At 69.8% G+C, this 20309-nt stretch carries 16 protein-coding genes; 8 read left to right on the top strand and 8 right to left on the bottom strand.

Translation table 11 applies throughout. The features are described from left to right. Positions 1-45: 45 nt before the first annotated feature. Positions 46-3108, bottom strand: coding sequence for an excinuclease ABC subunit UvrA (gene uvrA, locus ACFY2Z_RS02115; protein ID WP_390742246.1), 3063 nt, complete (start codon positions 3106-3108; stop codon positions 46-48). Positions 3109-3332: 224 nt separating this feature from the next. Here uvrA and ACFY2Z_RS02110 point away from each other — a divergent pair, with 224 nt between their 5' ends. The 5 genes from ACFY2Z_RS02110 (at position 3333) to ACFY2Z_RS02090 (ending at position 7644) form a co-directional block, all read left to right on the top strand. Then, complete coding sequence (locus ACFY2Z_RS02110) at positions 3333-4019, top strand: maleylpyruvate isomerase family mycothiol-dependent enzyme (protein ID WP_390742245.1); 687 nt, start codon at positions 3333-3335, stop codon at positions 4017-4019. Positions 4020-4061: 42 nt separating this feature from the next. Further along, positions 4062-4718, top strand: a complete 657-nt coding sequence (locus tag ACFY2Z_RS02105) for an MBL fold metallo-hydrolase (RefSeq protein ID WP_390742244.1) — start codon at positions 4062-4064, stop codon at positions 4716-4718. 312 nt (positions 4719-5030) lie between these two features. Then, positions 5031-5915 (top strand): ABC transporter substrate-binding protein, encoded by an 885-nt coding sequence (locus ACFY2Z_RS02100; protein WP_390742243.1) that lies wholly within the window; start codon positions 5031-5033, stop codon positions 5913-5915. Beyond that, positions 5912-6850, top strand: coding sequence for an amino acid ABC transporter permease (locus ACFY2Z_RS02095; protein WP_390742242.1), 939 nt, complete (start codon positions 5912-5914; stop codon positions 6848-6850). The genes ACFY2Z_RS02100 and ACFY2Z_RS02095 overlap by 4 nt, the downstream gene beginning before the upstream one ends. Further along, positions 6847-7644 carry an amino acid ABC transporter ATP-binding protein gene (locus tag ACFY2Z_RS02090; RefSeq protein WP_390742241.1) on the top strand — a complete coding sequence of 266 codons (798 nt, stop codon included), beginning with the start codon at positions 6847-6849 and terminating at the stop codon, positions 7642-7644. The genes ACFY2Z_RS02095 and ACFY2Z_RS02090 overlap by 4 nt, the downstream gene beginning before the upstream one ends. A gap of 367 nt (positions 7645-8011) precedes the next feature. On the opposite strand, the gene aroQ is transcribed toward ACFY2Z_RS02090, so the two are convergent. After that, a complete protein-coding gene (gene aroQ / locus ACFY2Z_RS02085) occupies positions 8012-8485 on the bottom strand; it encodes a type II 3-dehydroquinate dehydratase (protein ID WP_390742240.1) in 474 nt (157 codons plus the stop codon). A gap of 229 nt (positions 8486-8714) precedes the next feature. Between aroQ and ACFY2Z_RS02080 the strand changes: the two genes are divergently transcribed. After that, positions 8715-9986 (top strand): MFS transporter, encoded by a 1272-nt coding sequence (locus tag ACFY2Z_RS02080; RefSeq protein ID WP_390742425.1) that lies wholly within the window; start codon positions 8715-8717, stop codon positions 9984-9986. A gap of 63 nt (positions 9987-10049) precedes the next feature. On the opposite strand, the gene ACFY2Z_RS02075 is transcribed toward ACFY2Z_RS02080, so the two are convergent. The 6 genes from ACFY2Z_RS02075 to ACFY2Z_RS02050 all read right to left on the bottom strand — a co-directional run bounded on the left by ACFY2Z_RS02075 (position 10050) and on the right by ACFY2Z_RS02050 (position 18364). Beyond that, positions 10050-11150 (bottom strand): calcium:proton antiporter, encoded by a 1101-nt coding sequence (locus tag ACFY2Z_RS02075; RefSeq protein WP_390742239.1) that lies wholly within the window; start codon positions 11148-11150, stop codon positions 10050-10052. Between the two features lie 138 nt (positions 11151-11288). Beyond that, positions 11289-12293 (bottom strand): TerC/Alx family metal homeostasis membrane protein, encoded by a 1005-nt coding sequence (locus ACFY2Z_RS02070; RefSeq protein ID WP_390742238.1) that lies wholly within the window; start codon positions 12291-12293, stop codon positions 11289-11291. 282 nt (positions 12294-12575) lie between these two features. Then, a complete protein-coding gene (locus ACFY2Z_RS02065) occupies positions 12576-14540 on the bottom strand; it encodes a TerD family protein (protein WP_390742237.1) in 1965 nt (654 codons plus the stop codon). A gap of 42 nt (positions 14541-14582) precedes the next feature. Continuing rightward, complete coding sequence (locus ACFY2Z_RS02060) at positions 14583-15161, bottom strand: TerD family protein (RefSeq protein ID WP_311697090.1); 579 nt, start codon at positions 15159-15161, stop codon at positions 14583-14585. 158 nt (positions 15162-15319) lie between these two features. Beyond that, positions 15320-17458, bottom strand: coding sequence for an excinuclease ABC subunit UvrB (gene uvrB / locus ACFY2Z_RS02055; protein WP_390742236.1), 2139 nt, complete (start codon positions 17456-17458; stop codon positions 15320-15322). Between the two features lie 39 nt (positions 17459-17497). Further along, on the bottom strand, positions 17498-18364 hold the full coding sequence (locus ACFY2Z_RS02050; RefSeq protein ID WP_390742235.1) for an MHYT domain-containing protein: 867 nt from the start codon (positions 18362-18364) through the stop codon (positions 17498-17500). A gap of 281 nt (positions 18365-18645) precedes the next feature. Here ACFY2Z_RS02050 and ACFY2Z_RS02045 point away from each other — a divergent pair, with 281 nt between their 5' ends. Then, positions 18646-19521 carry a glycerophosphodiester phosphodiesterase gene (locus ACFY2Z_RS02045; protein WP_390742234.1) on the top strand — a complete coding sequence of 292 codons (876 nt, stop codon included), beginning with the start codon at positions 18646-18648 and terminating at the stop codon, positions 19519-19521. A 78-nt stretch (positions 19522-19599) separates the two neighbouring features. After that, complete coding sequence (locus ACFY2Z_RS02040; RefSeq protein WP_390742233.1) at positions 19600-20154, top strand: methylated-DNA--[protein]-cysteine S-methyltransferase; 555 nt, start codon at positions 19600-19602, stop codon at positions 20152-20154. Positions 20155-20309 lie beyond the last annotated feature (155 nt).

Genomic DNA, 20309 nt, shown 5'->3' with positions numbered 1-20309 from the left:
GGGGAGATCCGCGGGGCGCCGGGTTCACACAGGGGTCAGGCGGGTTCAGGCCTTGGGTGTCCGCGTGGTCTTCTTCGCGGGTGCCGCCTTCTTCGTGGCGCCGACGGCCTTCTTGGTCGCCGTGTTGTTGACGGTCTTCGCGGTCTTGGCCGGCGCGGTCTTCTTCGCCGTCCGGGCCGTCGCCGTCTTCCTGGCCGTCGACGTGGCCGCGACCGCCTTGGCCGCCGCCTTGCGCGGCGCCTTGACCGAGGCCGCGTCGCTGACGCGGTCCGCGCCGAGGACCTCGCGCAGGAACTTGCCGGTGTGGCTGGCCGGCTCCCCCGCGACCTCTTCGGGCGTGCCCTCGGCGACCACGAGACCGCCGCCCGCGCCGCCCTCGGGGCCCATGTCGACGATCCAGTCGGCGGTCTTGATCACGTCGAGGTTGTGCTCGATGACGATGACCGTGTTGCCCTTGTCGACCAGTCCGCCGAGCACCGTGAGCAGCTTGCTGATGTCCTCGAAGTGCAGACCGGTGGTCGGCTCGTCGAGCACGTAGACCGTGCGTCCCGTGGACCGCTTCTGCAGCTCGCTGGCGAGCTTCACCCGCTGGGCCTCACCACCGGACAGGGTGGTCGCGGACTGGCCGAGGCGGACGTAGCCGAGCCCGACGTCGTGCAGCGTCTTCAGATGGCGGGAGATCGCGGGCACCGCCTCGAAGAAGTGCATGGCCTCCTCGATCGGCATGTTCAGGACCTCGGCGATGGACTTGCCCTTGTAGTGGACCTCCAGGGTCTCCCGGTTGTAACGGGCGCCGTGGCAGACCTCGCACGGGACGTAGACGTCCGGGAGGAAGTTCATCTCGATCTTGATGGTGCCGTCGCCCGCGCAGTTCTCGCAACGGCCGCCCTTGACGTTGAAGGAGAAGCGGCCCGGTTGGTAGCCCCGGACCTTCGCCTCGGTGGTCTCGGCGAACAGCTTGCGGATGTGGTCGAAGACGCCGGTGTACGTCGCCGGGTTCGACCGCGGGGTACGGCCGATGGGCGACTGGTCGACATGCACGACCTTGTCGACGAGATCGTCGCCGTCCACGCGCGTGTGCCGCCCGGGGACGTTCCTCGCGCCGTTCAGCTCGCGGGCGAGGTGGGTGTAGAGGATGTCGTTGACCAGGGTCGACTTTCCGGAGCCGGAGACACCGGTGACGGCCGTGAACACGCCCAGCGGGAAGGACACGTCGATGTCCTGGAGGTTGTTCTCCCGGGCGCCGTGCACCGTGAGCTGCCGGGACGGGTCGCGCGGGCGCCGGATGTCGGGCAGCGGGATCGACTTCTTGCCCGAGAGGTACTGTCCGGTCTGCGACTCGTCGTTGGCGAGCAACCCCTTCAAGGAGCCGCTGTGCACGACCTTGCCGCCGTGCTCACCCGCGCCGGGGCCGATGTCGACGACCCAGTCGGCGACCTTGATGGTGTCCTCGTCGTGCTCGACGACGATGAGCGTGTTGCCCATGTCGCGGAGACGGACCAGGGTCTCGATCAGCCGGTGGTTGTCGCGCTGGTGCAGGCCGATGGAGGGCTCGTCGAGGACGTACAGGACGCCGACGAGTCCGGAGCCGATCTGGGTGGCCAGGCGGATGCGCTGAGCCTCACCACCGGAGAGGGTGCCGGCCGCACGGTTCAGCGACAGATAGTCCAGGCCGACGTCGACCAGGAACCGCAGCCGTTCGTTGACCTCCTTGAGGACCCGCTCGGCGATCTTCTTGTCACGGGCGTCGAGCCTGAGCTCGCCCAGGAAGTCCGCGCAGTCGCTGATCGACATCGCGGAGATCTCGGCGATCGACTTGTCCATGATCGTGACCGCGAGGACGACCGGCTTGAGCCGGGTGCCCTGACAGGTGGGGCAGGGCACCTCGCGCATATAGCCCTCGAAGCGCTCCCGGCTGGCGTCGCTCTCGGCCTCGCTGTGGCGGCGCTTCACGAAGGGGACAGCGCCTTCGAAGGGCGTCGTGTAAACGCGCTCGCGGCCGTACCGGTTGCGGTAGCGGACCTCGATCTGCGTCTTGTGGCCGTAGAGCAGGGCCTTCTTGGCGCGCTGCGGCAGACCCGCGAAGGGGATGTCGGTCCGGAAGCCGAGCGCGTCCGCGAGGGCGCCGATGAGACGGCCGAAGTAGTCCTTGGTGTGCCCGTGCGACCAGGGGTGGATGGCGCCCTCGTCGAGGGTCTTCTCCTCGTCCGGGACGATCAGCTCGGGGTCGACCTCCATGCGCGTGCCGATGCCGGTGCACTCGGGGCAGGCGCCGAAGGGCGAGTTGAAGGAGAAGGAGCGGGGCTCCAGCTCCTCGAAGGACAGGTCGTCGTACGGGCAGTACAGATGCTCCGAGTACATGCGCTCGCGCTCCGGGTCGTCCTCGGGGAGGTCGACGAAGTCGAGCACGACCATGCCGCCGGACAGTCCGAGCGCGGTCTCCACGGAGTCGGTGAGACGGCGCTTGGCGGAGTCCTTGACCGTGAGGCGGTCGACGACCACCTCGATGGTGTGCTTCTCCTGCTTCTTCAGCGTGGGGGGATTCGTCAGCTGGATCGTCTCGCCGTCCACCCGGGCACGGCTGTACCCCTTGGTCTGCAGGTCGGCGAAGAGGTCGACGAACTCTCCCTTGCGCTCGCGCACCAGCGGCGACAGCACCTGGAAGCGGCTGCCCTCCGGCAGCTCGAGAACCCTGTCGACGATGGCCTGCGGCGACTGGCGGGAGATCGGGCGGTGGCACTCGGGGCAGTGCGGCTTGCCGATGCGCGCGAACAGCAGTCGCAGATAGTCGTAGACCTCGGTGATCGTGCCGACCGTCGAGCGCGGGTTGCGCGAGGTCGACTTCTGGTCGATCGAGACCGCGGGCGAGAGGCCCTCGATGAAGTCGACGTCCGGCTTGTCCATCTGGCCGAGGAACTGCCGGGCGTACGAGGACAGTGACTCCACGTAGCGCCGCTGACCCTCGGCGAAGATCGTGTCGAAGGCCAGCGAGGACTTGCCCGACCCTGACAGGCCCGTGAAGACGATGAGCGAGTCGCGCGGCAGGTCGAGCGAGACATTCTTCAGATTGTGCTCGCGCGCGCCACGGACGATGAGACGGTCGGCCACGCCGGTCCGCACCTTTCTTGAGAGAAGCGACAGGGGCGGGGCCCCCGCTGCTTTCCCAGACTAGGGGGAGCCACTGACAACGCCGGTCGGATTCCTGGGTTGATAACAACCCCCGGCCATCCAGCATGCCCGACGTCGCACTCGACCATATAGCACGTGCATTCGATTTGCGGCCGGAGTCCGCCTCCTTCACCCGAAGGAGTGGCCGGGCTAGGGTCGGGCCCATGATGGATCACGCGCGCGACCTGGCGTCTGTACATGACGCCACCGAGCGACTTCTCACCGCAGTCACCCGACTGGACGACGCGGCGGTCGCCGAGTCGTCACGGCTGCCCGGCTGGACCCGGGGCCATGTCCTCGCCCATGTCTCCCGCAATGCCGACGCCCTCGTGAACGTACTGGAGGGGCGTCCGATGTACGTCTCCGGTGAGGCGCGGGACGCCGACATCGAGCGGGACGCCCCGCGCCCCCTGGAGGTCCAGCTCGCCGACCTGCGCGCGAGCGGGGACCGGTTCCAGAAGACCGGGGACGCGCCGGCGGACTGGTCACGCACGGTGGAGCTGCGCAACGGCGTCACCGACGCGGCGGCCCGGGTGCCGTTCCGGCGGTGGGTCGAGGTCGAGCTGCACCACGTGGACCTCGGGATCGGCTACGAGCTTCAGGACCTGTCGCCGGAGTTCGTCGAGCGCGAGATCGTCTTCCTGACCGAACGGTTCACCGGGCTCACCGAGGTGCCGCACACCCGTGTCACGGACGGCACGCGCGCGTGGAGCACGGGCCGGGAGGCGGCCGAGCCCGAGGTCACGGTGCACGGACCCGCGCCGGTGCTGCTCGGCTGGCTCGCGGGCCGTAACGACGGTGCCACGCTGCACGTCGAGGGCGGGCCGCTGCCGACGCTTCCGCCGTTGTAGCCCGACGCCCCCTGGGCCCCGTCACGGCTATAGGCTGCCGCCATGACGTACAGCGGACAGGTGACGGTCGGCGGCCCGGCGGATGTGCACGAGCTCAAGGACCTGATGATCACCAAGATCGCGGTCGGCCCGATGGACAACAACGCCTATCTGCTGCGCTGCCGGGCCACGGACGAGCAACTGCTGATCGACGCGGCCAACGACGCCAGGACGCTCATCGGCATGATCGGTGACGACGGCATCGCGTCCGTCGTCACCACTCACCGGCACGGGGACCACTGGCAGGCGCTCGCCGAGGTCGTGGCGGCCACGGGCGCGCGGACGTACGCGGGCCGGCACGACGCCGAGGGCATTCCCGTGCCGACGGACGTGGCCGTCGACGACGGCGACACGATCCGGGTGGGACACGTGGAGCTGACTGCGCGCCACCTCGTGGGCCACACACCGGGCTCGATCGCCCTCGTCTACGACGACCCGCACGGACACCCCCATGTGTTCACCGGCGACTGCCTCTTCCCGGGCGGCGTGGGCAACACACACAAGGACCCGAAGGCCTTCGCCAGCCTGATCCACGACGTCGAGACGAAGATCTTCGACGTGCTTCCCGACGAGACCTGGGTCTACCCCGGGCACGGCAACGACACCACACTGGGCGACGAGCGTCCGCACCTGCCGGAGTGGCACGCGCGAGGGTGGTGAACGCAAACCCCGCAACGCGCCCGGCGCGCAAGGCCGGGCGCACGCGCCCCGTGTGAACCGTTCGCACACGCCGGTCCCCCGCGCGCGCTCCCGGCGCAGACGTCGATGCGGTCAACTGAAGCGCAGCCCCGCTCAGGACGACGGCTCCTGCGCGGCACGGGCCGCCGGTCCCTCGTCTCCCGCCCTCGGCCGGCGGCCCCGGCGCGCGCCCACCGCCTGAGCGTTCACATCGTTGCAACACCCGTTCCCACCATACGGACAGTTGCCCGCGTGACCTCGACAAACCGTGTGCAGCGCTGCCACTCTCCCGCCATGCACCGTGTCCAACGCGCTCTGCGCCGCGCCGCGTCCGGCGCCACCGTCGCCCTGCTCGCCCTCGCCGTGGGATGCGCCCCGCAGCCGGAGGGCAACGCTTCCGCCACGGCTTCCGGGACGGCCGCAGGCACCTGTGCGCAGGGCGAGTTGGCCACCAAGACCTCGGGAAGGCTGACCATCGCGACCGACGAGCCCGCGTACGAACCCTGGTTCAAGGACGACAAGCCGTCCGACGGCAAGGGCTTCGAGTCGGCGGTGGCCTACGCGGTGGCGGGGCGGCTCGGCTACGGCCAGAGCGCCGTGGTCTGGCAGTCCGTCCCCTTCAACAAGGCTTTCGCGCCTGGTGAGAAGACTTTCGACTTCGACATCAACCAGGTCTCGATCAGCACCGAGCGCAAGCAGGCCGTGGACTTCTCGTCCGGCTACTACGACGTCCGCCAGGCCGTCATCGCCCTGAAGGGGTCCAAGGCCGCGCAGGCGAAGAGCATCGCGGATCTGAGGGCTCTCAGGCTGGGCGCCCAGGTCGGCACCACCAGCCTCGACTACATCACCGACGTGGTGAAGCCGACCCGGCAGCCGGCCGCGTACGCCAAGAACGACCAGGCGAAGTCCGCCCTGAAGAACGGTCAGGTCGACGCCGTCGTCACCGATCTGCCGACCGCCTTCTACATCACCGCGGCCGAGGTCACCGACGCGAAAATCGTCGGTCAGTTCGAGAACCAGGGCGACACTCCGGAGCAGTTCGGGCTCGTCCTGGACAAGGGCAGCGCCCTCACTCCGTGCGTGACCTCCGCCGTGGACGCCCTGCGCAAGGACGGCACCCTGGCCAGGCTCGAGAAGCAGTGGCTGTCCGACGCCGTCGACGCCCCGGTGCTCAAGTGACCGTCATCGAGGAGGAGTCCGGGGACGGATCCGGCGAGCGCGATGGGGCGGTCGCGGACGATACGGCGGACAGGGCCGGCGGGGACGACGCATACGTCCCCTCCGAGCGGCGGATCGAACGCGAAAGGTACAAGCGTGCCCGCGCCCGCCGCGCCACCGCCGTCGCCGCCGTGTCGACCCTCGTCACCGGCGCCGTCCTCTATCTGATCGTCGTCGACGCGCCGGGCTGGCCGCGTACCAAGGAGACGTTCTTCAGCACGCGTTATGCGCGCGAGGCCCTCCCGAAAGTCCTCGACGGTCTGTGGCTGAACGTCCGTCTGCTGCTGGTGTGCGGGGTCGCCGTCCTGGTCCTCGGCATGCTGATCGCGGTGGCCCGCACACTGCGCGGGCCGGTGTTCTTCCCGCTGCGCGTGATGGCCGCCGCCTACACGGACTTCTTCCGCGGACTGCCCCTGATCATCAACCTGATGATCGTGGTGCTGGGCGTGCCCGCGCTGCGCCTGCAGGGCGTGACCGTGGACCCGGTCCTGCTCGGCGGCACGGCGCTCACCCTGACGTATTCCGCGTACGTCGCCGAGGTGTTCCGCGCCGGTATCGAGTCGATCCACCCCTCGCAGCGGGCCGCGGCCCGCTCCCTCGGTCTCACCAACCGCCAGGCACTGCGCTACGTCGTGCTTCCGCAGGCCGTACGGCGTCAGGTGCCGCCCCTGCTCAACGACCTGGTGTCGCTGCAGAAGGACACCGGACTCGTCTCGATCGGCGGCGCGGTGGACGCGGTGCGGGCAGCGGACATCATCGTGGGCCGCAGTCTCAACTACACGCCGTACATCGTCGCGGGGCTCGTCTTCGTGGCGCTGACCATCCCCATGACCCGCTTCACGGACTGGGTGACCGCCCGGATGGACCGGCAGCGGGCGCAGGGAGGGAATCCATGAGCGACATCCTCCCCTCGGTCGGCCCCGCCGAGGACTCCGAGGCCCCCGGCTCCCCCGTGCTGCGCATGGAGTCGGTGCGCAAGAGCTTCGGCGGCTCGGTCGTCCTGCGGGACGTCGATCTGGAGGTCGCACCGCACTCGGTGACGGCACTGATCGGCGCCTCCGGCTCCGGCAAGTCGACGCTGCTGCGCTGTACGAACCTCCTCGAGGACATCGACGACGGCGCCATCTGGCTGGACGGCGAGGAGATCACCGACCCGCGGATCGATCAGGACGCCGTACGCCGCCGGATCGGCGTGGTCTTCCAGGCCTACAACCTCTTCCCCCACATGACCGTGCTGGAGAACATCACCCTCGCCCCGCGCCGGGTGCACGGCGTGGACCGCGCCACCGCGGAGGAGCACGCCCGAGGGTTGCTGGACCGCCTCGGGCTCGGGACCAGGGCGGGCGAGTACCCGGACCGGCTGAGCGGCGGCCAGCAGCAACGGGTGGCGATCGCACGCGCGTTGGCCGTACGCCCCCGGTTGCTGCTCCTGGACGAGATCACCGCCGCCCTCGACCCGGAGCTCGTCGGCGAGGTCCTCGCCGTCGTCCGGGACCTGAAGGAGGAGGGCATGACCATGGTGCTGGCCACCCATGAGATGGGCTTCGCCCGTGAGGTCGCGGACCAGATCTGCTTCCTGGACGGCGGCGTGGTCCTGGAACGGGGCACGGCCGAGGAAGTCTTCGGCGATCCCCGGCAGGAGCGCACCCGGCGCTTTCTGAGCCGGATCGTGGAGGCGGGGCGGCTCTGAGGTACGGGTGTCCGAAGGCCGGTCGCCCCGCCTCGCCACCCGGACTCAGGCCAGCAGCGGGCTGCCCTCCGGTATCTCCGTCCATCGCCGCGGCGGCCCCGCGACCGCGCGCTGGTGGAGTCGTCGCGGTCGGGATCGGGGCGCGGCGGATCGGCCGGCCCGTCGTCGGAGCGCCCGGCGGGACCGACGACGGTGGTGATGATCTCCCCCGGCCTCGTGGCGACGAGGAAGCCCTGCTCGCTCTGGGACCGCGCCCGGTGCGGGGGTTCCGGCGCGGTCGATCCGTCGAAGAAGTTCATGAGTCGAGCGTGGCACCTGCCACTGACAACCGGACTGGACCTCTCCGCTCAAGTCCGGTGACGGGGCGTCACGCCTCCGTGCGCCGCGCCCCCGCGAGCGTCGCGACCCGCTCCACCGCGAAGGCGTAACCCTGCACACCGCACCCGGCGATGACGCCGTCGGCGCGCAGGGAGACGTACGAGTGGTGCCGGAACTGCTCGCGCTGGTGGATGTTGGAGATGTGGACCTCCACGACCGGCAGTCCGTCACAGGTGTTGAGCGCGTCCAGGATCGCGACGGAGGTGTGCGAGTAGGCGGCGGGATTGATCACGATCCCCGCGTGGTTCAGCCGCGCCTCCTGGATCCAGTCCACCAGTTCGCCCTCGTGGTTGGACTGCCGGAAGTCCACCGTGCCCCCGTGGGCGGCCGCCGTCTTCACGCACAGCGCCTCGACCTCCGCGAGCGTGTCGGAGCCGTAGATCTCCGGCTGACGCTGTCCGAGGAGGTTCAGGTTGGGGCCGTTGAGGACCATGATCGCGGCGTTGGCGAGAGTACGGGGCACGGTTCCTCCGGTCGGTTCGGATCCACCGGTCCACGCAGGACCGTTGCTCAGCCCCGGTCTATCACGACCGCCCGGCGCATCACCGTGGCGTACTGATCACCCCGCGGCCCCGGGCGTACGCCCCCTCCTGTCACGTCGTGCACCGAGCCCCCGTGCGCCCCCGTAACCGCCGATCACGGTGGGTAATTGAAGCGGCATGCATCATGCACGCAATGTGAGGGCGCCTTCCCTGCTGCGGCTCGCGGCTGCTTCCCTGGCGGGGACCGCCATCGAGTTCTACGACTTCTTCGTCTACGGGACCGCCGCCGCCCTGGTCCTGGGGCCTCTGTTCTTTCCGACCTTCTCGCCGCTGGGGGGCACGCTGGCGGCCTTCGGCACCTTCGGGGTGGGCTTTCTGGCCCGTCCGCTCGGTTCGGTGCTGTTCGGGCACATCGGGGACCGGCGCGGACGACGGCCGGTACTCATCGCCTCCCTGATTCTGACCGGCGCCACGACGGTGGCGGTCGGCTGTCTGCCGACGTACGGCACGATCGGCACTGCCGCGCCCGTGCTCCTTCTGGTACTGCGCTTTCTGCAGGGGCTCGGGCTCGGCGGGGAGTGGGGCGGTGCGGTGCTGCTCACCATGGAACACGCGCCGCCCGGCCGACGCGCCCTGTGGGCGAGCTTTCCCCAGGTGGGCCCCTCACTGGGGTTCGTACTGGCCAATGGCATGGTGCTGTGGCTGTCGACGACGCTGTCGGACGCGCAGTTCGCCTCCTGGGGGTGGCGGATCCCCTTCTGGGCGGCGGGGCTGCTGGCGGCAGCGGGTCTGTGGCTGCGCTCCTCGGTGACGGAGAGTCCGCTCTTCCTGGAGATCGACGACCACGCGCGCGTGCCGCTCGCCGAGGTCGTGCGTGTCCATTGGAGGCTGGTGCTGCTCACGGCCGGCGCGCTCGCGGTGGGGTACGCGGTCTTCTACTCCGTGACGACGTGGTCCCTGGCGTACGCGACGGAGCGGCTCGGCGTGAGCCGTCCGGTCATGCTGACGTGCGTCATGGCCACGGTCCTGGTGCAGGGCGCCCTGACGCCCCTCGCGGCCCTCCTGGGGGACCACTACGGGCGGCGGTCCCTGTGCCTCACAGGGTGCACCGGGGTCGCCCTGTGGATGTTTCCGATGGTCGCGCTGCTGGCCACGGGCGAGCCTGTGCTGATGTTCCTGGGGTTCCTGGGAGCGATGCTCGCCTTCATCACGATGTTCGCCGTGACCGCCGCGTATCTGCCGGAGTTGTACGAACCCCGGGTGCGGTGCACGGGCGCGGCCGTGGGCTACAACCTCGGAGGGGTGCTCGGCGGCGCCCTCACCCCGATCGTGGCCACGACGCTGGCCGGGTACGGGGGCCGGGTGCCCTGGGGGGTCGGCGCCTATCTGACGGCCGTGGCCCTGGTCAGTCTGGGGTGCTTCGCGCTGCTGCCGGAGACCGCTCCCGGGCCTGTCCCGGTGACGGAACCCGCGCCCGGCTGAGCGGACGAAAGTCCACCGGCGCCCGCAGGCCGGCCTGTCCGCCGGTCGTGGGCGCCGGGCCGTCTACGGGCTCACCGCCAACTCCAGATACGCCCCGAACAGCACGAGGTGCACACCGCCCTGCAGTGGGGTGGCACGCCCTGGCACCACGGTCAGCGAACTCACCACCACCGTCAGGGCGAGCAGCACCATGTGCAGAGGGCCGAGGCCGAGGAGGAGCGGTCCGGACAGCCACACGGACGCGAGCGCGACGGCTGGAATGGTCAGGCCGATACTGGCCATCGCCGAGCCGAGGGCCAGGTTCAGGCTCGTCTGGACCCGGTCGCGGCGTGCCGACCGCAGGGCCGCGATGGTCTCCGGCAGCAGCACCAGCAGTGCGATCACCACCCCGACGACGGACTGCGGCATGCCCGCCGCCGCCACTCCGGACTCGATGGCGGGCGAGACACCCTTGGCGAGTCCGACGACCCCGATGAGGGCCAGCGTGAGCAGGCCCAGGCTGAGGGCGGCGGCACGGGCGGACGGCGCGTCGGCGTGCTCGTCCGCACGGATCACCTCTCCCTGCCGGGTGATCGGGAGGAAGTAGTCCCGGTGGCGCACCGTCTGGGTGGTCACGAACAGCCCGTACAGGATGAGCGAGGAGAGCGCGGCGAAGGTGAGCTGGGCCGGGGAGAACTGCGGACCGGGCTTGCTCGTCGTGAACCCCGGCAGAACCAGGCTGAGGGTCGCCAGGGTCGCGACGGTGGCGAGCGCGGCTCCGGTCCCCTCGGGGTTGAAGACCGCGATCCGGTGGCGCAGCGAGGCCACCAGGAGGCTCGCGCCGACGACGCCGTTACAGGTGATCATCACCGCCGCGAAGACCGTGTCGCGGGCCAGGGTCGCGCTCTTGGCTCCGCCGTCGGCCATGAGGGTGACGATCAGGGCGACCTCGATGACCGTGACCGCGATGGCGAGGACGAGCGACCCGAAGGGCTCACCGACCCGGTGCGCGATCACTTCGGCGTGGTGGACCGCCGCAAGGACGGATCCCGCGAGGATCACCGTCACCAGGACCACGCCCCCGCCGGGCAGAGCGCGTCCCCAGGTGAGGGCCAGCAGCACCACCGCGGCCACCGGCACGACGGCCGGCCAGCGCGCCGGGAGTGATCGGAACCGGACGACCATGCTAACGACCGTCGCAGACCCGTACAGGGCCCGCATTCCGGGTCAGGCCCCCACCGCGCCGCCCGACGCCCGCCGTGGGGATGCGCGGCGCCGCGCCGCGCATCCCTGCCGGCCGACTGCTTCGCTCTCGTGGGCTCATCACGTCTCGACGCTGTCCTTCCGTGCGCGCTCGCCGCCCTCGTCCTCCGCCTCGACCGCCTCTCGCTTTCTGGAGGCCGTCAGGCTGGTGATCGTCGTGACGGCCAGCACGACACAGATGACGCCCAGGGAGACCGGTATGGAGATCTCAGGGACGCGCACACCGGACTCGTGGAGCGCGTGCAGCACCAGCTTGACCCCGATGAAGCCGAGGATGATCGACAGGCCGTAGGAGAGGTGGACCAGCTTCTTGAGCAGGCCGCCGATGAGGAAGTACAGCTGCCTCAGGCCCATCAGCGCGAACGCGTTGGCCGTGAAGACGATGTACGGATCCTGGGTCAGGCCGAAGATGGCGGGGATCGAGTCGAGGGCGAAGAGCACGTCCGTGGTGCCGATCGCCAGCATCACGACCAGCATCGGCGTCATGACCCGCTTGCCGTGCTGCCGGATCCACAGCTTGGTGCCGTGGTACCGGTCGGCCACACCGAAGCGGCGCTCGACTGCCTTCAGCAGCTTGCTCTCCTCGTACTCCTCCTCTTCCTCCTTGCCGGTCCTGGCCTCCTGGATCAGCTTCCAGGCGGTCCAGATGAGGAAGGCGCCGAAGAGATAGAAGACCCAGGAGAAGGACCCGAGGATCGCGGCGCCCGCGGCGATGAACGCGGCCCGCAGGACCAGGGCTATGAGCACGCCGACGAGAAGCACGCGCTGCTGGTACTGCGAGGGCACCGCGAACTTCGCCATGATCAGGACGAAGACGAAGAGATTGTCGACGCTGAGCGATTTCTCGGTGATGAAGCCGGCGAAGAACTCTCCGGCCGGCTGACCGCCCCCGAAGACGAGCAGACCCAGGCCGAACAGTCCGGCCAGGGCGATCCAGACGATCGTCCAGATGCCGGCTTCCTTGATCGACACGTCGTGCGGTTTGCGGCCGATGCAGAAGTCGACCGCGATGAGGGCCGCGAGGCCCACGATCGTCAGGACCCACAGGGTCAGAGAAACATTCACTGCGCCTCCGGCAGTACGTCACGGCGGATTTCAGCGTCGTCGCTACCGGAGGTCTCTTCCACCCGAGGCCCGGGACGCGCGATGCGTCCGGTACCTACGGGCCGGCGCCCCGGGATCTGGCCTGATCCGTACTGACGGGTGCGCCGCAGCAGACAAGGAGTACTCCCCTCCGTGGGAAAGACAGTACCCGAATCACCAAGTAAAGGTAAAGAGAAAAGTAAAGAAAGATCCAAACTACCAGCTCAGGATACTTTTACCTATCCTTGAGGAACGGGAGGCCCGTCAGTGGTCCCAGGCGCTGCGGGACTCCGCGACCCGGCTGAGCACCTGGGTGAGTACCTGGCTGCCCCGGGACACCCGCGGCGGCTCGTACGTCCACGCATGGCCGACCCACGGGTCCACGAGGTGGTCGTCGGGAACGGGGGTGAGCCGCAGCAGTGAGCGCCAGAGCGGGTCGAGCAGCGGACCGTAGGCGGCGGCGTCCTCCCGGTCGGCGACCATCATCAGCTGCACACCGACGGACGGGCCCTCGTCCGCGAGATAGCGCAGCTGGGTCACCGCCCGGTCGTCGAAACCGTGCGGGAAGTCATGGACGATCAGCAGACGTCCTGCGGCGTCGAGACCCGGCGGCAGAGCCTCCGAGGCGCCGCCGCGCACGGCCATCTGCAGCAGGTCGACGCGCTGGGTCAGCCGGGTCAGCATGTCGGCGACGCCCGCGCCGCCGACAGCCGGCGGCTCGACGAGCACCCCGGACCGCACCAGAGGCGCAAGTGCCGATGCGCCCGAGCCCGCCGGGTCGATCACCTGCACCGCGAACTCGCCGGGCGGGTACACCGCCAGCAGCCGTGCCGCGTGCACCACCGCCGTCTCCATGGCGAGTCCGCGCAGTTCGTCGGAGTCCACCAGCAGGTCGAGGGATCCCGAGCGGCCGCTGTCGATCCACAGCCCGCGCTGCAACGGCAGTCTGACCAGCATGGGGATGCGCAGAGCCTCGCTCTCGGGGAGGTGCAGGTCTCCGAGGCGCACAGCCATGGGGATCTCCGTCGGCACCTGGTACCCGTGCCAGACCGGGCTGTCCCAGCCCGCGAACGCCGGGGGCAGAGCCGGCTCGACGACATCCGACTCCGCGTCGAGCTGGGTGAGGTCACGGTCGAGCGAGGCCCTGGCCTGCGTGAGGAGTCCAGTGTGCCTGCTCCGGGCCGCCTCACACGCCGCGTCGCCCTGCCCGCCGATCCGGTTGCGCGGATCCGCCAGCGTCCTGTCCAGCTCCCGCTCCAGGCGCGAGTCCGCGAAGTCGACGGCACTGCGGTACGCGGCAGCCGTGCGCGCCAGGTCCTCGAACATGCCCCACACCTGGTTGTAGAGCCGCTCCTCCATGGACCAGCCGGTGGCGTCGCCCGCGACCGGCTGCGGGGGCTGCCCCGGCGGGGTCCCGGGCGCGGTCGGCGGGGGCGTCGGCGGTGCCGCACCGCCCCGACGGGGGTGCACATAGTCGATCGGGCCGCCGGAGGCCGGTTGCGGAACCAGGCCGGGCGAGCCGGTGGCGTCGTGCGGGGATCCCTGCCGCGGCACGCCCGGCGGACCCTGGTGGGGCGGTACGGCGCCGGACGCCCCCTGAGGTGCCGCAGGGGCAGCCGTCTGCCGGGTGCGGTCGCCGTCCGGGAGGCGCGGCGGTGGCGGTGCGATCGAGCGGGCCAGACCCTGGACCACCGCCTCGTTGATCCCGCCGGCGAGAGGCTCGGCCTCGGACAGGCCCTGGTCCGCGAGGAGCGCGGCGAGCCCGCCCGCATACCCCTGGCCGATCGCGCGGACCTTCCAGGCCCCCTGCCTGCGGTAGAGCTCCAGCGCGATGACCGCGGACTCGGCGTCCAGGCCGCTCATGGTGTAGTGCGCGACCCCTGAGCCGTCGATCCCGGTGACCGTGGCGACGGGGGCGGCGAGGCCCCCGAACCGCGCCGGTCCACCGGTCCCCGTGGGCAGGGCGAGCAGCACGCTGACCCGGTGCACGCTCTCCGGCAGCGCGGCCAGATCGAACGCCAGCCGGTGGTCGGCCGCAGCCTGCCGGGAGACCTCCAGGCCGGGCAGCGTGGGCGCGCCCGGGTGGGCCACCCACTCGACGCCGGGCACCCTGCCCTGCGCATCGGCGAGCGTGGCCCCGGCCACGACCGGTGTGCAGGCCGACACCCGGACCTCGAGGCGGCCGTGCGGAAGCGGATGGTTCTGCCCCCGGACCAGCTCGGCCGTCATCGCCTCGTCCCCCTGTGTCGCTTTGTGTGCCCGGCGCCCGGACTACAGATGCGGCAGGATCGCCGGCATCAGGTCCTGGAAGGTACGGCCGTTGGCCGGGGTGCCAAGGGCCGTCATGGTCCAGCCCCCGCCCTGGCGGTGCACCTTGGCCATGATCTGCGCCGTGTACGCGCCCCCGCCGGCCAGCGTGTAACGGGCCAGTTCCTGGCCGTTGGTCTCGTCGACCAGACGGCAGAACGCGTTCTGCACCTCCTGGAACGTCTGGCCCGTGAACGAGTTCACGGTGAAGACGATCTGGTCGATGTGGACCGGCACGCGCTGGAGATCCACGAGGATCGCCTCGTCGTCGCCGCCCTGTCCCGCACCGCCGACGAGGTTGTCGCCCGTGTGCCGCACGGATCCGTCGTCGCTCACCAGGTGGCGGAAGAAGACGACGTCGATGGGCTGCTTGTCCGCGAAGAGCACGGCGGACGCGTCGAGGTCGATCTCCCGGGTGCGCGAACCGAACAGCCCGCGCCGGGGGGCGGCCTGCCAGCCGAGCCCCATGCGCACCGCGGTCAGCGTGCCTCCGTCGTTCTTCTGCAGGCTGATGGCCTGCCCCTTGGTCATGTTGACGGTCACGCCGTTCCCCTCTCGAACCGTCCCCTGTGGCCGCGGAATCCGCGGATGCCAAAACCCTACGCAGCGGCACTGACAGTGACGAACCCCGGACCGCGCTTTGTGTCGGTCTTGCAACACATCGCGCACATTCCGGGGTCCGCCACGGGGGGGCGGGGCCATCAGGCCAGGCCCGCCTCCCTCATCTGACGCAGTTCCTTCTTCATCTCGGAGACCTCGTCGCGCAGCCGGGCCGCGATCTCGAACTGCAGATCCGCGGCCGCGGCCCGCATCCGCGCCGTCAGCTCCTCGATCTGCTCCGCGAGTTCGGCCGCCGGACGGTCGGTCGGGACTGTCTCCTTCGCCTTGCCCTTGGCGGGCTTGGCGCCCTTCGCCGTCTGGCCGCCGAGCGAGGGGACGGGGGCCTTGGCGCCCTTGCCGTCCTTCGTCTTGCGGTACCCGGTGCCGAGCAGCTGTTCCGTGTCCACGTCCTCGCGGGCGATCTGCGCCACGATGTCGTTGATCTTCTTGCGGAGCGGCTGCGGGTCGATGCCGTTCGCCTTGTTGTACGCGATCTGCTTCTCGCGGCGGCGGTTGGTCTCCTCGATGGCCTTCTCCATCGCCGGAGTGATCTTGTCCGCGTACATATGGACCTGACCCGAGACGTTGCGCGCGGCACGGCCGATGGTCTGGATGAGGGAGGTCCCCGAGCGCAGGAAGCCCTCCTTGTCGGCGTCGAGGATCGCCACCAGCGAGACCTCGGGCAGGTCGAGGCCCTCCCTGAGGAGGTTGATGCCGACCAGGACGTCGTAGTCACCGGCCCGCAGTTCGCGCAGCAGCTCGACCCGGCGCAGGGTGTCGACGTCGCTGTGCAGATAGCGCACCTGGATGCCGAGTTCCAGGAAGTAGTCGGTGAGGTCCTCGGCCATCTTCTTGGTGAGCGTGGTGACCAGGACACGCTCGTCCTTCTCGGTGCGCTTGCGGATCTCGTGCACCAGGTCGTCGATCTGGCCCTCGGTGGGCTTGACCACGACCTCCGGGTCGACAAGTCCGGTGGGGCGGATGATCTGCTCGACCTGGCCGTCGGACCGGGAGAGCTCGTACTGCCCGGGGGTCGCCGAGAGATAGACCGTCTGGCCGATGCGCTTCTGGAACTCCTCCCACTTCAGCGGGCGGTTGTCCAGGGCGGAGGGCAGGCGGAAGCCGTGCTCGACCAGGGTGCGCTTACGGGAGGCGTCGCCCTCGTACATGGCACCGATCTGCGGCACCGTGACGTGTGACTCGTCGATGACGAGCAGGAAGTCCTCCGGGAAGTAGTCGAGCAGGGTGTTCGGCGGGGAGCCGGGCTCGCGGGCGTCGAAGTGCATCGAGTAGTTCTCCACGCCGGAGCAGGTGCCGATCTGGCGGAGCATCTCGATGTCGTACGTCGTGCGCATGCGCAGCCGCTGGGCCTCCAGGAGCTTGCCCTGCTTCTCCAGCTCGGCCAGGCGCACCTCCAGCTCCTTCTCGATGCCGTTGACCGCCCGCTCCATGCGCTCGGGTCCCGCGATGTAGTGGGAGGCGGGGAAGACGTACAGCTGCTCGTCGTCGCTGATGACCTCGCCGGTGAGCGGGTGGAGGGTGGAGAGGGCCTCGATCTCGTCGCCGAACATCTCGATGCGGACGGCGAGCTCCTCGTAGACCGGGAAGATCTCGATGGTGTCGCCGCGCACCCGGAAGGTGCCTCGGGTGAACGCCATGTCGTTGCGCGTGTACTGGATGTCGACGAAGCGGCGCAGCAGCTGGTCGCGGTCGATCTCGTCGCCGACCTTGAGGGTGACCATCCGGTCCACGTACTCCTGCGGGGTACCCAGGCCGTAGATGCAGGAGACCGAGGCGACCACGATGACGTCACGCCGGGTGAGCAGCGAGTTGGTCGCGGAGTGGCGCAGGCGCTCCACCTCCTCGTTGATCGAGGAGTCCTTCTCGATGTAGGTGTCCGACTGCGGGACGTACGCCTCGGGCTGGTAGTAGTCGTAGTACGAGACGAAGTACTCGACCGCGTTGTTCGGCAACAGCTCGCGGAACTCGTTGGCCAGCTGGGCGGCCAGCGTCTTGTTCGGGGCCATCACCAGGGTGGGGCGCTGGAGCTTCTCGATCATCCACGCGGTGGTCGCGGACTTACCGGTGCCGGTCGCGCCCAGCAGGACCACGTCCTTCTCACCTGCGCGAATGCGCTTGTCGAGCTCCGCGATGGCCGTGGGTTGGTCACCGTTGGGCTGGTAGGAGCTGACGACCTCGAAGGGCGCCACCGAGCGTTCGATCTGGGAAACGGGCCGCATGTTCTCCACCGTACGACCCCGCACTGACAACGGGGGCGGTCACCGGTTCTGCGGGGTCCGGAAGTTCCGCTGTGCGGTGCGCCGGCGGGGGTGGTAGGACGGGCGCCCTCCGGTGTGGGTCACCTGCGAGTGCGCCGGGATCCCGGGCTTGCGCTCCACCGGCGTCCAGTCGGGCTTGCCCATGACCATCAGCGGGTCGAACATCACGACGACGCCGGCCAGGCACAGGAAGGCCAGCGGGCCGATCATCATCGGGGCGAGCAGGGCGGCGGGCTTCTCGCCGTCCGGGGTTCCCCCGATGCCGTGCAGATGGACACTGAGCGCGGCCATGCCCGTGTAGTGCATGCCCGTGACGGCGAGTCCCATGACGAGGCTCGCACCGACGCTCCAGAGGAAGCCACGTATCTGTCCGGCGGCCCAGAGGGCGGCGGTCGCCGCAACGACCGCTATCACGACGGACGCGGCGACGGTGACGGTGTTGTACTCCAGCATGCCGTTGAGACGCATCCCGGCCATACCGAGGTAGTGCATCGAGGCGATGCCCAGACCGGTGACGGTGCCACCGGTGAACAGCGCCACTCCGGTCGCGCCCCGGTACCCCACGATGAAGACGCCGACTCCGACCATGACGATGGCGACGGCGAGGCTCGCGAACGTGATCGCCTTGTCGTAGTGGATCGGGGTCTGCTGGACGGTGAACCCCATCATCGCGATGAAGTGCATGGTCCAGATGCCGGACCCGATGGCGGCCGACCCCAGGGCGAGCCATCCGGCCCGCCAGGACTGGGCCACCAGCATCGATCTCGTGGTGCAGCGCAGACCGAGCGCGCCGCCGAGGCAGGCCATGAGGTACGCCACCACCGGGGTGACCAATCCGTAGCTGAAGCCGTCGACGGTGCCCTGCATACGCGGCGGCCCTCCTCACCCTGTACGTCCCTGAAAATCCGGAAATGCCCCCCATCCCCAGGACCGCGACGACGGTCAGGGCTGTGGCAGAGAGTATGACTCCCACCGGAACGGACGAACGATTTTCCGGCAAAGAAGCACGACGCTGCCGCACTTGTGCGGCGCTTGTGAGCACTTCTGGGTAACGCCTGCCCAACTGCGCCTGCCTCGTTCCGTCACTTACTTGACTCTCTGCCGCCACTCTGATGCTCTGAGTGACCACCTCGAGGCGAGGAGTACGTATGCACGCGCGCGTTGCAGTCACCGCCACGGCCATCGCGTTCTTCGGAATCGGCATCCCCATCCTGCCGACGCCGCACGCGGGTGCCGACGGCAGCGACCGACTGGTCGTCGTGGCCCACCGCGGCGCCTCCGGCTATGCGCCCGAGAACACCCTGGCCGCCATCGACAGGGCGGCCGCCATGGGCTTCGGCTGGGTCGAGAACGACGTGCAGCGCACCAAGGACGGCCGACTCGTCGTGATCCACGACGCCACGCTGGACCGGACGACCGACGTCAAGAAGCTGTTCCCGCACCGGGCGCCCTGGCGGGTGAAGGACTTCACCGCCAAGGAGATCGCGCGCCTGGACGCAGGAAGCTGGTACGGCCGCCGGTACGCGGGTGTGCGTGTGCCGACACTGCGGCAGTACATGGAGCGCCTGTCGCACAACCACCAGAGCCTGGTCCTGGAGATCAAGAATCCCGAGCTGTACCCGGGCATCGAGCGGCAGACCCTCGCCCTGCTGGACAAGGAGGGCTGGCTCGACTCCGGCCATCTGGGGAACCGGTTGATCGTCCAGAGCTTCAGCGCGGCCAGTGTGCGCACGGTCCACGACCTGCGGCCGCCGATCATGACCGCCTACCTGGGCACGCCGCCGGTGTCGGAGCTGCAGGCGTACTCCCGGTTCGCCGACCAGATCAACGGGGAGCACACCAAGCTCTGGCCCGGCTATGTCTCCGCGGTGCACGCGCTCAAGGGGCCGCACGACAAGCCGATGAGGGTCTTCGCCTGGACCGTCAACAAAGCGGACGAGGCCCGGCGGGTGGACGACTTCGGCGTGGACGGTGTCATCACGAACGTCCCCGACGTGGTGCGGCGGGCGGTCACGGCCAGCTGACCCCGCGGCGCCCGTGTGTCCGGCCGCCCGGCGCCCGCCCACGGCGGCTCTGTCGGTGGCGGGTCGTACCGTGGGCGCATGAACAGTGACGGGCAGGACGAGCAGTACCTGGTGTGGACCGTGGTCGCCACGGACATCGGACCCCTGCTGCTGGCCGCGACGCGCGAGGGCCTGGTGAACGTGGTGTTCCACGCAACGGAGGCCGTGCGCGACAAGGCCCTGGCGCGACTGGCGTCCCGGTTCGACACGGAGCCTGTCGAGGCGCCGGACGCCCCGGTCCTGGCCGAGGCGATACGCCAGCTGGCGGCCTACTTCGCGGGTGAGCTGCGCGGCTTCACGCTGCCGTTGGACTGGTCCCTGATCACCGGCTTCAACCGGCAGGTGCTGCGCGCGCTGGACTCCGGAGTGCCGTACGGCGCCGTGGTGGGGTACGGCGACCTGGCCCGCCGGGTCGGTCAGCCGGGCGCGGCCCAGGCCGTGGGGATGGCGATGGGTGCGAACCCGCTGCCGGTGGTCGTGCCCTGCCACCGCGTGGTCGAGAGCGACGGCGGCCTCGGCGGGTTCGGGGGCGGGCGGGAGACCAAACGCCAGTTGCTCGCCCTCGAAGGGGTACTGCCGGAGCCGCTCTTCTGACCCGCGCCGCGGGCTGCCCGCAGTGCCGTGCCTCGAAGACTCTCCCGAGCGTTTTCAGGGCGGCCGCCTCCTCATGAGAACCGGGGGCTGCGTCGCGGTCCCATAGGACGACACGGTCGAGACATGGCGAATTGTCCGCCATGCGCCCAGGCTGG

The organism is Streptomyces sp. NPDC001222 (assembly GCF_042896945.1).
Taxonomy (GTDB): domain Bacteria; phylum Actinomycetota; class Actinomycetes; order Streptomycetales; family Streptomycetaceae; genus Streptomyces; species Streptomyces gibsoniae.
The sequence above is the reverse complement of the archived record's forward strand: the minus strand, read 5'-3'. Positions and strand labels throughout refer to the sequence as shown.